The organism is Flavobacterium ginsenosidimutans (genome assembly GCF_037478105.1).
GTDB lineage: Bacteria > Bacteroidota > Bacteroidia > Flavobacteriales > Flavobacteriaceae > Flavobacterium > Flavobacterium ginsenosidimutans.
The window spans coordinates 1573624-1587257 of sequence record NZ_CP147988.1 but is presented as its reverse complement, the minus strand read 5'-3'; the positions used below and the strand labels follow the sequence as shown (position 1 = coordinate 1587257).

Annotated in this window: 5 protein-coding genes; 3 read left to right on the top strand and 2 right to left on the bottom strand. The window is 32.7% G+C overall.

Annotated features, from left to right (window positions below; translation table 11 throughout):
• Nucleotides 1-4: 4 nt before the first annotated feature.
• Nucleotides 5-3841 carry a type IX secretion system sortase PorU gene (porU, locus tag V6624_RS07080; protein WP_338841403.1) on the bottom strand — a complete coding sequence of 1279 codons (3837 nt, stop codon included), beginning with the start codon at nt 3839-3841 and terminating at the stop codon, nt 5-7.
• Nucleotides 3842-4053: 212 nt separating this feature from the next.
• On the opposite strand from porU, the gene gldJ reads away from it, so the two are divergent.
• Both gldJ and V6624_RS07070 read left to right on the top strand, forming a co-directional pair.
• A complete protein-coding gene (gldJ, locus tag V6624_RS07075; protein ID WP_111288147.1) occupies nt 4054-5739 on the top strand; it encodes a gliding motility lipoprotein GldJ in 1686 nt (561 codons plus the stop codon).
• 116 nt (nt 5740-5855) lie between these two features.
• On the top strand, nt 5856-7142 hold the full coding sequence (locus V6624_RS07070; RefSeq protein ID WP_338841402.1) for a UDP-N-acetylmuramoyl-tripeptide--D-alanyl-D-alanine ligase: 1287 nt from the start codon (nt 5856-5858) through the stop codon (nt 7140-7142).
• Between the two features lie 39 nt (nt 7143-7181).
• Here the strand turns inward: V6624_RS07070 and V6624_RS07065 are convergent, their stop codons facing one another.
• Nucleotides 7182-10061, bottom strand: a complete 2880-nt coding sequence (locus V6624_RS07065; protein ID WP_338841401.1) for a triple tyrosine motif-containing protein — start codon at nt 10059-10061, stop codon at nt 7182-7184.
• Nucleotides 10062-10405: 344 nt separating this feature from the next.
• Here V6624_RS07065 and V6624_RS07060 point away from each other — a divergent pair, with 344 nt between their 5' ends.
• Nucleotides 10406-13630 (top strand): TonB-dependent receptor, encoded by a 3225-nt coding sequence (locus V6624_RS07060; RefSeq protein WP_338841400.1) that lies wholly within the window; start codon nt 10406-10408, stop codon nt 13628-13630.
• Nucleotides 13631-13634 lie beyond the last annotated feature (4 nt).

The window sequence follows — 13634 nt, the reverse complement described above, 5'->3', positions numbered from 1 at the left end:
AATATTATAGGATGACAAGCTTTTCGTATTTTTCTGCTTTTTTATTTGTTAAATTTGATTTTACCGTGAGTTTGTAAATATACACTCCTTTTCCGATTCTGTCTCCAAAATCATCTTTCCCATCCCATGTTATATCTCTAGATAAAAAACCTTCTGTTGTAATTGTCTGATTCTTTGTCCAAACCACTTTTCCTGTAATTGTCATTACTTGTACTTGTACATCTAATGGTTCGTAAGGCTTATTGTGCGAAAACCAAAACTGTGTATAAGTAGAAAAAGGATTTGGGTAATTAAGAACGTGTGATAATGTTAATGAATCGTCTCCTACAACAGTAAATTGAATCTCGCTTGTTACCGGATTGTTGTAAACATCCCAAGCGGTAAAACTTATCGTATGCAGCCCCGGGGCTAAATTTCTAAACGGGAATCGTAAATTTCCATTGGTGTAATCATCTAATTTTGTCTGATAATAATCGTTCAATATATAAGGATTACTTACGTCGCCATCTAGAATAGCTACAATATCATGCCCGATTCCACTTGCTGTATTAATTCCATTTTCGTCTTCTAAGAAGGCTAAAAGAAATGGAGATTCGTTTGTAATCCCTCCAGATACAAAAGTTTCGTCGTTCATATATAACTTAACTTTCGGACTTATATTGTCCTCGGGTGCATTTTCATTAATTCCTCCAATTTTTATGATATTATTGTAGCCTGTTTGGTTTTCCAAAGCATCACTTTTTTTCGAATAAAAGCTTATTCTTCCATTGTCAACAGGGACTCTAATGTCTCTAGGAACTACAAAACTAAATTCAAATTGCCCGTTGGTAACTGAAGCATTTCCTCTAAAAATCGTTTCTCCAAGAGTTTTAAACTGCATTGCAGGACTATATCCGTCATTGTTTAAGGTAGAAGACGTAATCATTTTGTCGAAAATAGCAGTGGCTAATTCTCCATTATAATTGCTTAAAAGAGTATTGTTTTCGTCTGTGATTTCTCCAGATATTTTAATTTTTGAAAGTGATTTTAAATCAGGAATTGCTTCCGAAATCACAATATCGTTTACTTTCGTTAAATTAATTCGCGGTTTTGGAATCGCTAACATCAAAGCTGGATCTCCAATGTAAAAAATTACGTTGCTTGAAGAACTCGGGTTTTCATTTTTTGAAATTCTAAGTGTTTCGGCAATCGTATTATATTGATTCGAACCATAGGATAATAAGTTTTTGCTAAGGCTGTCATTAAAATTTTCGGCATTAAATTGTCCAATAGCACGAATGGTTGTAAGCATTGAAATTGCGCCTCCTGTCGGATTCCAAAAAGTATATTCTCCTGCTGTAGGTCTTGTTGGGTCATCAAATCTTGAAAACTCGCAGGTTATGGTGATAAATAAAGGATATTTATATTGATTGTTTAAATTTTGCCCATCTGATTTCTCCCAAATTCTTTCGCTGGCTAAACCATCTTCACCTCCATGTCCTAAATAATTAAAAACTAAAGCGCCTTTTTCAAAAGCTTCAAAAATATCTGTTCTGGCTTTTGGGTATCGAGATCCCCCAGCTGAAGCTTCTTGTGTATAAGCGTCTAAAAATATTTTGTCAATATTAAAAAACGGTTTTTCAACAGCAATAAGATCTGCTAAGGTGTTTTGGCGCGATTGTAAGGTCACGTCAGAAGCTTGATCGGCGTCATCGCTTATTAAAACAAAATTATTACGCCAGTTTCCATACGATTTAGCATCATGATACTCTAAAACCTTATTTACCATTTCGCTTGCTTGCGCATTGTCTGAAACTAACATTCGGCCAACGGCAATGTCAATTCCTCCAAAAAATGAAATTATATTTCCTTCGTCAGCATCCATTAAACCGAAAAAATCATCAGATGCAAAAGAAGATTCTCCAACAGTATTACTATTTAAGGAATGATAAACAGGAACAATATTAGTATTGTTAGAAATTCGATCTTTATAATCGAAAGAAGCATCTCCGAATAAATTAACATATTTGATTCTTTTGTCGGGAGAAGAGGCATTGTCGTAAATGTATTTAACGCAGTTTCGAATTGCGGCAATATCTTGTTTTCCAGAAGAAAATTCTTCGTAGATATTTTCGAGTGTAATTACTTTTACGTTTAAACTAGAATTTGTGCGGTGAAAAGCTGCAAGTTTTTCGGCCTGAGAATATAAAGATTTAGGAGTTATTATCGCATAATCGACATCCTGAAAGCTGTTTTGACTGTTTTTTAAAAGTGTTCCTTTTAAGTTCTGATTTGCAATTTTGGACTGGTTTTCTTTCGAAGGAGTGTAATAATCTGAAGGATCGATTGCTATATATTTTCTGATTTCTCCTAAAGTAGCTTTAAAGCTAAAACTTGCTTGATTTGCATTTTCTACATTATATATATTATATAGGTCTGTAATATCCCAAATTTGCGTAATTGCAGATGCATTTCCGATGGTGTAATTTGCGATTCCCGCTACAGATCCAGCATCATTATATTGAAATGCAAATTGTTTTCCTGTTCCTAGAAGTTTTCGTTTGGCTGTTAAATTAATATAATCTAAGTAGCCTTTTGAGCCAGGAACACCATTATTATTATAGGTAAGTTTTATTTTGATATTGTCAGTTCCTGCAAAAGTAGTGTTTGAAGGCAGTTTTCCGTTGTAATACTTAGTGTCAGAAGTTGTTGTTAAGGCATTAAAATTAATAGTGCCAACATTTTGTCCGTTTGCAGAAACAGTAAAAGAGGTAGGAGTATAAGCTGCAGATGCGGCATTTACTTCAATTTTAACCGGAACTGAAGCGTCTAGATTTGGAAAGCTAAATGAAAATTCCTGTTCTTGGTTAATATCAAAAGATTCTCCAAGCCATTGTCTTCCTAAATGAGCAATGTTTGTGAGATCAGTTTCGTGCGATTGATAGTCATCAAACGTGTTAAGCTCTAAAGTTGTAGTTCCTGTTGGCTGATTTAAGTTAGAAATACGCTTTCCATCGCCTCCAGTCGTTGTTACATAATAATATGACTTTGTAGCGTAAAGATTTATATTGGTTTGGCTTTCGCTATTCCAATTCTCTACTCCTTCGGCATAGAAAAGAATAAAATCATCATTATTAAATACGCCGTCGCTTTCTCCAGAAATTAAAATTGCATTTTCTGTTAAATCTTCAGGATAATAAATGTTATTGGCTAAAGGAAGCATTCTTCCGCCGTTTCCATATATTTTTATTCTTCGAGGATCAACTTTAGAAGGATCAAATCCAAGACTTTGTAAGAATGACTTCGAAATTTTATAAACACCCGACTTTTCAACATAAAAACGATACCAATCGCCAGAAGATAAAACTGAATTAGATATAACAGCAGTTTTTTGAAAGACAGAAGAACTACTACTTTTAGCTGTTGAATTATTTGATGAATAGGTAAAAGATTTTATTCTCTTGAAGCTATTTCCTTCCTTTATGATAGGCGAAAGCAGTAAAAAATTTTGCTGATTTCCTCTTGAAGATGCTGTTTTGAGAGCTTCATTAGGCTTGTTGGGAATGTTGCTTTGACTTAAATCACCCAGATCAGCCACTGAAATTTGTTCATACGATACATTTGAAATTTGTATTGAATTGGAGTTTGTAGAGACGTTTTGATTGAGATTAATCATCAAGTTTATGCTCTTTTTCGTGGCATCAAAGCGAAAACCGTTGCCAGAAAAATATGGAATGATGAATTTTTGGTCGCCATAATTCATCTCTTTTTTTTCTTGCCAATTGATCGTAAAGCTCCCATTTATCTGGGAGAATGAGATAATTGGGAGTAAAAAAAGGTATGTAAATAGGACTCGTTTCATCACTCAAAAATAGGGGTTTAATTTAAAAATATTTTCTAAGTAAAAATATATTATTTCATGTTACAGTAAATAATAAAAAGTATATTTTTGCGTTCGTAACTAAAGGTTATTTTCTGGTAAAAAACAGTGAAATAAAATTATTAGAACAGATGTTGCTAATTAAATGTTAATTATTATATTGCAGCACCTAAATTTATCACCTAAGAATGAGTATGAAAGTAAACAAAATTGTAGTCTTGCAGTTAATGATGTCAATGGTATTGATGTTGAGCACGGCTAGTTGTAGCAAAAAATCGAGTTCGAGCCATGCTTCACGAGCAACTGGTTGGGATGTAGATAGTCAGAATGGAACTGCTGCTAGAAATGCAGGTAAAAAACAACAGGCTGGTCCTGGTTTAGTTTTTGTTGAAGGAGGTACGTTTACTATGGGTAAAGTACAGGATGATGTTATGCACGATTGGAATAACACACCAACTCAACAGCATGTTCAATCATTCTATATGGATGAAACCGAAGTTACGAATGGTATGTACTTAGAATACCTAGAGTGGTTGAAAAAGGTTTTCCCGCCAACAGAAGAAAATTACAAAAATATTTATGAAGGAGCATCGCCAGATACTCTTGTTTGGAGAAATCGTCTAGGATACAACGAAACGATGACTAATAACTATTTAAGACATCCGTCTTATGCTAACTATCCTGTAGTTGGTGTTAACTGGATTCAAGCAGTTGAATTTAGTAAATGGAGAACAGACCGTGTAAACGAGGCTGTTTTAGAGAAAAACGGATATCTTCAAAAAGGTGCTAAAACAAACGACGTTAATGCTGAGAATGCATTTAATACAGAAGGATATTTAATGTCTCCAAGTACTTCACGTGGTGGAAGTGAGGAGATCGTATTAAAGAAAAATCCTGGTGGAAAACGACCAAAAGCTGGAAAAGACGGTGTAGTTCCTGAAGAGAAAAACGTATATGCGCAACGTTCTTCTGGAGTTATTTTACCAGAGTATAGACTTCCTACTGAAGCAGAATGGGAGTATGCTGCAGCAGCTGACGTTGGACAAAGAGAATATAACATCTACAAAGGTCAAAAGAAATATCCTTGGTCTGGAGATTATACACGTTCTAACAAACGTAAAAACAGAGGTGATCAATTAGCTAACTTTAAACAAGGAAACGGTGATTACGGTGGAATTGCAGGTTGGTCAGATGACGGAGCTGATATTACAAATGAAGTGAAAAGTTATGCTCCAAACGATTTCGGTCTTTATGATATGGCAGGAAACGTTGCAGAATGGGTAGCTGACGTTTATAGACCAATTATTGATAACGAAGCAAATGATTTCAACTACTACAGAGGAAACCAATATGCTAAAAACAAAATTGGTAAAGACGGTAAAATCGAAATTGTTACAACTGCTACTATTAAGTATGACACTTTAAGTAATGGTAAAGTTATCGCAAGAAATCTTCCAGGTGAAATTGCTCAAGTTCCAGTTGACGAGCAAGAAACATACTTGAGAACAAATTTCAGTACAAGTGATAACATCAACTATAGAGATGGTGATAAACAATCTTCAAGATATTTTGATTTTGGTGATTCAGAGTCTGGACCTAAAGCAGATCAGGCAATGTACAACTCTCCTAAACACAACATCACTACTGATAGTTTAGGAAAAATGATCAGAAAATATGATAACTCAAGTAAACGTACTACTTTAATTGATGATAAAGTAAGAGTTTACAAAGGAGGTTCTTGGAGAGATAGAGCTTACTGGTTAGACCCAGCTCAAAGAAGATACTTCCCTCAAGATATGGCAACTGATTACATTGGTTTCAGGTGTGCAATGTCTAGAGTAGGTTCAAAATCTGAAAAGAGAAAATCTCCTAGAAACTAAAATTTAGGAATTCTAATATCAAAAATTCCAAATTCCAAAAGCTGAATATTCAGTCTGGAATTTGGAATTTTTTTATTGTTTTTTTCTACTTTTATGACCTATTAAAAAAATTATAAATGAATATTCAAGACATTCATAACTTGTTTTTACAGTGCACTTCTCTTTCTATTGATACAAGAAAAATTGAGAAGAATTCGATGTTTTTTGCTATTAAAGGAGAGAATTTTGATGCCAATACATTTGCGAAAGAAGCTTTAGATTTAGGAGCTTTATTTGTTGTTATTGATAATGAAGCTTATTTTATTGATGAAAGAACTGTTTTAGTAGAAAACAGTCTGCAAACGCTTCAAGAGTTAGCAAAGTTTCACAGAGCTTATTTAGGGCTTCCAATAGTTGCCTTAACGGGAAGTAATGGAAAAACGACAACAAAAGAATTAATTAATGTTGTATTGTCTAAAAAGTTTAAAACAAAAGCTACAATTGGGAATTTAAACAATCATATTGGCGTTCCATTAACGCTGCTTTCTTTTAGCAAGGAAACAGAAATTGGAATTGTTGAAATGGGAGCAAATCATCAAAAGGAAATCGAATTTTTGTGTGAAATTGCACAACCGGATTTCGGATATATTACCAATTTTGGAAAGGCTCACTTAGAAGGTTTCGGAGGAGTTGAAGGGGTTATTGCAGGAAAAAGTGAAATGTATAAATATCTTGCCGCAAATAAGAAAACAGTTTTTGTAAATCTTGAAGATTCAATTCAGATTGAGAAATCAAAAGGGATTAAAGCATTCACTTTTGGTGTAAAAAAAGAAAACGCTGACTTAAATATTCAGAACATTACAGCAAATCCATTTGTAGCTATTGATTATAATGATTTTACAATTGAATCTCATTTAATTGGACTTTACAACGCTAATAATATTAATGCGGCAACAGCTATTGGAAAATACTTTGAGGTAAAAGAGAGCGATATAAAGGCCGCTATTGAGAATTATATTCCAGCGAATAATAGATCTCAGATGATGCAAAAAGGTTCTAATGAGATCATTTTAGACGCTTATAACGCTAATCCGAGTAGTATGGCGGTCGCGATTACTAATTTCTTGCAATTGGATAAGAAGAATAAGATTATGATTCTTGGCGATATGTTTGAATTAGGGGATGAAAGTTTGTACGAGCATAAAGTAATAGTTGATTCATTAGTTAATCAAAACCAATCTGTTTGTTACTTAATTGGAAAATCGTTTTATGCTAACTCAGTTTCAAGGGAGAATATAAAGTTTTTCGAGACGTTTGATGCTTTTGCAGAATTCTTAAAAACGTATAAGTTCGATTCAAATACTATTCTGATAAAAGGTTCGAGGGGTATGGCCTTAGAACGAACTTTGGAATATATATCATAAAAAAAGAAAGCCATTCAAATACTGAATGGCTTTCTTTTTTTAAATACTCATTAAAAATCCGATTAGGTTTTCCTTTTTATTTAAACCTAATTTTTTTCTAAGACGATAACGTGCTAATTCAACTCCTCCAGTCGAAATATTCATGATTTCAGCTATTTCTTTTGTCGACATATTCATTAATAAATAAGTTGACAAATCTAATTCTCTAGGAGAAATAGTAGGATATTGTCCTTTTAAACGCTTTAAGAATTCAAAGTGAACGTTTTTAATGTGTTTCTCTAAATCCTTCCAGCTCTTATCTGTGTTTACTTCCTTAACAATGCTTTTATGCAATTTACTAAATTCAGATTTAGTCGTTTCATCTAAAATATTGGTATCAATATCTTTCAATTTATGAATAATTCCGTTTAAAACTTTATTCTTTTTTACAACTTGTAATGAATTGTTTACTAGTTCTTTATCTTTTGCTAAGATTTTGATTTGAAGCTTGTCATTTTTTAGCTTTTCAATTTCTTTCTCTAAATCGTGTTGTTCATGTCTGATTTTTGATTCCTTTTCAAGATAAAGCCTTCTTTGCTCAATGGTTTCGTAATATCTGTTTTTTCTAATTTTAAGCTTGACTCTAACAGAAATTAGATAGGCACCAAGGAGAATAAGCATAAGGTAGAATAAATAAGCTAAGAAGTGTCTATACCACGGGGGAGATACCGTAAATTCTACTTCACTGATATTAGACTCTATGCCGTAGCTGTTTCTTACTTTTAGCTTCATCACATAATTTCCTTCCCTCAAGTTGGTGTATTCTTTCATGGCTGTCGACGACCATCCGCGCCAATTTTCTTCAAAAGGTTCTAGCTTGTACGAATACATTACGTTTTCCTGATTTTCGTATGTTGGAGATGCGAAAGTAAATTTCACACGATTGTATTTGTATGGTATACTATAAGATTCTAGTTTGTGAGCTAAATTGCCTGTCAAAATAGTGTCTTCTGGATACGAAAAGCTCTCGATAATAGCTTTTGGTTTCGTCATGAAAGTGTTTGGGATTGTCGAATTGTAGTGTGCTAAACGATCAGTTAATCCTATAAAAATGTTTTGAGGATCAATTGTATTTACAGAAATATAGTTGTTTACCAAATTTCCAGATAAATTCGAGAATATTGCTTGGTTTTTAGTATAACTTCCGTTTTTGTTTTTTACTAATACTCCTAAAGATTCATTAAAAACATACCACAAGTTTCCCGCAGGATCTTCTATTAATGTATTAATAGTTGGAATTCCATTAAACAGTTTTGTTATTTTTTTATCCTCAAAAAAAGATTCCTGCTCAACTGAATATCTGAAAAAGTGATTTTGTACTTGAATATACACTTTACCATTGATGTTTTGCAGGCTATTGATGCCTTTAAATTTATCTGATATATTGATATGCTTTTTAATAAAATCAAAGCGTTGTAGATCCTCAGATAGTTTTACCTGATATAAAAACGGGTTTTTCTTTAACCATAAATAGTTTTCATCTATTTCTACAGAAAAATTATTGGTGGTTTCATCAAATCCTTTTACTTGATGCATATAATCGTATCCAGAAGCAGATTTTTTAAAAACCGAAAATCCATTATAACTTTCACCTATTATATAGTTTTCATGATCAGGTATTTTTTTAAATCCGAAATATCCTCTGGTATCCAATATTTTGGAAACTCTATTGTTTTCGATAATTAATGCTCCACTATTGCTGGCACATATTAATACATTATTTAAAACCTGAATATTCCAAACTTGAGAGATTGTTCCTTCCACTCTCATAAATGGACTGTCTTTAAATGATGTTCCCCAAGGGTGATAAAATAATCCTTGGTTAGTGGCTACATAAAGATTTCCATTGTAGGTTGTTGAGGCGTAAACCGTTCCTATATTATAGCTGTAGTCAAAATAAGAAAAAGGCGAATTTTCGTTTATGAAAGTAATTCCGTTGTCAAGTCCCAGCCATATATTGTTTTTATTGTCTACAAATGAGGCTAATATTGTATTATTCTGAATACCTTTTTGTCTGTTTAAATGTTGAATAATTTTCCCGTTTAAATCACAGATAATGGCTCCGTCTAATACGGAATTAAGGATTATGAATTTGTTTTTAATAATTGAACCTCCTAAAGAAGTGTTTTTCTTGATAAATTCATTGGCTTCTGTTGCCCATGGCTTAATAATGCCATTTTCTGCGACAAATAATCCTTTTTCCAGAGTTGCATACAAAACTCTATTGTTTGATAGAGGAAAAAGAGACCAAATTTCTTTATCATTAAAAACGGTAGTTCCTGAAATAGCGGTTAGTTTTCTGTTTTTATATTCTAGAACACCTAACGTTTTATCTTGAAAATAAAGACGATTGTTTACTAAAAATGAAAATTGAAACTTGTGTGGAGCTGTTAGTGTAGTGACTTTTTCATTTTTTAGAAAAAACACTTTGCTAAAAGACTGAAATATTACTTCTCCTTTAAAAATATGGATTCGCCAGATTAGATTTATGTTTTCTTTGTCTATTGGACTCAATAAGTTATATAATGAATGGTATTTTAATATTCCTTTTTCATCATTTTTAAAATACCCGAATTCGTTATTTCCGCCGACAAATATCCTTCCTAAAGCATCAATTTTTAAACTTCTAATCTCTGATTTGTTCGGTAAAGAGTATTTATGCCAGTTTGAACCATCAAATTGGATCAAACCACTATTATTTGCAAAGTATATATTTCCGTTTTTATCTTGATCAATACTCCAGTTTTGCGTTCCACCTTTATATTCTGATCTTTTATAGTTTTTAATATCTGGAATTCCAATGTTTTTTACCTGCGAAAAACTTGCATTTTGTATGAAAAATAGTAAAATAAATGCAAAAGTTCTAACTATGAATTTCATAAAATTTTAAATGTATTTTTATTAGAAATGCTTTAAATTGAGTTTAAATTGTTGATTTATCAATTAGAATAGCTCTCGTTTTTTAAATTATTTTTAATTTACAACGTAATAGTTGTTGTTAATCTAATGTAATATACGTTTTTTTTAATTAACATTTTTATAACAAAATTTTATCAAAGCTAAAATACAGTAAATTAATTAATTAAAAAAAAAATGTTGTGTTTTTGTAGTGTGTTAAGTTTTACTTTGAAGTGTTTTTGTAGGGAATTTTAATCTCACTTTATTAAAATTTAACATTATAATTGCATTAAATTACTAATTAATTAACCAAAATTTTTAGAAAAATGAAATTGACAAAATTACTTATTTTTTGTGTTTCGTCTTTACTGTTTTCAGCTGTCGCATTTGCTCAGGATGTGACAGTAAATGGAACCATTAATGATGAAAGTGGATTACCCGTCCCAGGAGCGACGGTTTTAGTAAAAGGAACAAATAAAGCTACTGCATCTGACTTTGATGGGAAATTTCAGATTAGTGCTCCTTCAAATGGAGTTTTAGTTATTAGTTTCGTTGGTTTTAACACACTAAATGAGGCTATTAATGGAAGGACAAAGATGAACGTGCTTCTTACTGCAACATCACAAAACTTGAATGAAGTTGTTGTAGTAGGTTATGGTACTCAGAAAAAAGGTCTCATTACTGGTGCTTCAACAAATCTTAAAGGAGAAACAATTAAGGAGTTAAATACAGGATCTGCTATGGAGGCACTTCAAGGTATTGCTCCCGGTATTAGTATTACAAGAACAAATGGTTCACCTGGTGCTGGTACTAAGGTAACTATTCGTGGATTGGGTACGAATGGAAACTCAAATCCGTTGTACATTGTTGATGGTATTTCTGTTGGTAATATTGATTATTTGAGCCCATCAGATATTGAATCTATTGACATATTAAAAGATGCGGCTTCTGCAGCTATCTATGGATCTAGAGCGGCTAATGGAGTTGTATTGGTTACAACAGTAAAAGGTAAAAAAGGAAGAGCTGCAAGAATTAGTTATGACAGTTACTTTGGTATTCAAAATATCTATAAAAATTTAGATCCTTTGAATGCGCAAGAGTATATGTATATCATTGATGAAGGAAGAGTAAATGATGGATTGCCTCGTCAAGATTGGCAAAAACTTTTGACTAATAATTCATGGTTAAACACTCAATTTCCTGGCGCTGGTACTCAATTAGGAAATGAAATTTGGCAGAAATTACAAAATGGATGGACGGGGACAAATTGGATTAATGAAATGAGTAAAAAAGATGCTCCAATCATGAATCACTCTCTTAACATTACTGGAGGTAGCGAAGATATAACTTACGCTTTTGGAGTTTCTTACTTTGAGCAAGATGGTATTATTGGTGGAGATTTAGTAGATGCAGGTTTTAAAAGACTTACAGCCAGATTAAATACTCAAATGGTTCTTAAAAAGAACGATAGCCATAGCATCATTACTGTCGGAGAAAATGTTACTTACACTAATTCTCAAAATAGAGGAGTTTCTAATGGTAATATTTATGGAAATGATTTGCATAATGCATTAACTGCAAATCCGTTACAGCCAGCTTATTGGCAGACTTCAATTGACAGAAATATTGATAAATTTGGTTTTACTCCAACTTTAGATGGTATTTCTACAGGACAAACAAATCCTTTAGCAGTAATGTTTTATAGAAGTAATTATAACTATCCAAAAGATAATAGAATTACAGGAAATGCTTTCTTAGAAATTGAACCAGTTAAAGATTTGAAATTTAGAACGGTTTATGGTATTGATTCTTGGTTTGGATATGGTAGATCTATGAACCCAACATATAATTTGGGTGTTCTTTATCAAGATTATATCAATGGTGCGTCTCAGTATTCTTATATTGGAGCTAATTCAACTTGGACAAATACAGTTTCTTATAAAAAACAATTTGGGAATCATAACATTTCTGCTGTTGCAGGAACTGAGTTAATTCAATATTTGGTGAACAACAATGTTAGTGGTTCTAGAAACAACTTAACATTTGGTGAAGATCCGAAATATGCTTACTTAAACAACACAGCTCCAAAAACAATTAATGATATTGGAACTAATGGAATGGACACTTCAGCTGGTGGAGGTGGTATTATGTCTTATTTTGCTAGAGCACAATACGATTATAAAGAAAAATATCTTCTTTCAGGTACAATACGTGCCGATGGTTCTTCTAACTTCGCTGAAGGAAAAAGATGGGGTTATTTCCCTTCTGTTTCTGCTGGTTGGGTAGTTACAAAAGAAGATTTTATGGATAGCTCTTCAAAATGGCTCAATTCATTAAAATTGAGAGGAAGCTGGGGGCAAAATGGTAACCAAGATATTCCTAACTTTTATTACTCTTCAAATATTGCGTATGTTTTTCCAGGATACTTTTTTGGAGATACAAAACCAGTTTCTGGAACTACAGCTTATCCAGCTAGAGTTACCAACCCAGATTTAACTTGGGAAACATCAGAGCAATTAGATTTCGGTCTTGATGCAAGTTTCTTTGATTCAAGATTAAATGTGACTTTAGATTGGTATAATAAAACCACTAAAGACTGGTTAGTTCTAGCAGCAGGAAGAGGAACAGACGGTGCCGCACCTCCTTATTTTAATGGTGGAGATATCGAAAACAAAGGTTTTGAGTTTTCTGTAAATTGGAATGATAAAATTGGAGGCTTTAAATATGGAGCTACTGTAAGTGGTGCATTCAATAAAAATAAAGTTACTAGAATTGCAAATGCTGACGGAATATTACATGGTCCTTCTAACGTATTATCTCAAGGAACTGGAGAAATCTCAAGAGGTCAAGTAGGTTTCCCATTAGGTTATTTCTACGGCTTTAAAACAGCAGGAATTTTACAAAATCAACAAGAAGTTAATGAATATGTTGGTCCAAATGGACAGCCTTATTTTAGCGATCAACGTCCTGGAGATGTTCGTTTTGTAGACCAAAACAATGACGGTGTTATCGACGAAAGCGATAAAGTTTACTTAGGAAATCCAAATCCAGATTTTGAATTAGGGATTCAGTTAAATTTTGAATACAAAAATGTTTACTTGAACACTACTATGGCTGGTAAATTTGGTATGCAGGTTATGCAGTCATATAGATCTTTTGCAGATAGTCCTGCTCAAAATTATACTTCTGATGTTTTTGATCGTTGGCATGGAGAAGGTACATCTACTAAAATGCCTAGATTAAGTGCCACTTCAAACAGAAACAGCAATTACGTGTCAGATATTTATATGCAAAATGCAGATTATTTGAGAATAAACAACTTAACGTTAGGTTATAATTTCAACGAAATATTTAAAGATTTCAAGTTCATCTCAAATCTTAAATTTTATGTTGCAGTAAATAACCTATATACATTTACTAAATATGATGGTATGGATCCAGAAGTTCGTTGGTCAGGAGATAATACAAATGCTCCATGGGCTTCAGGAATTGATTTAGGTTTGTATCCACAAGCTAGAACGGTGATGTTTGGTTTAAGTGCTGATTTTTAATATA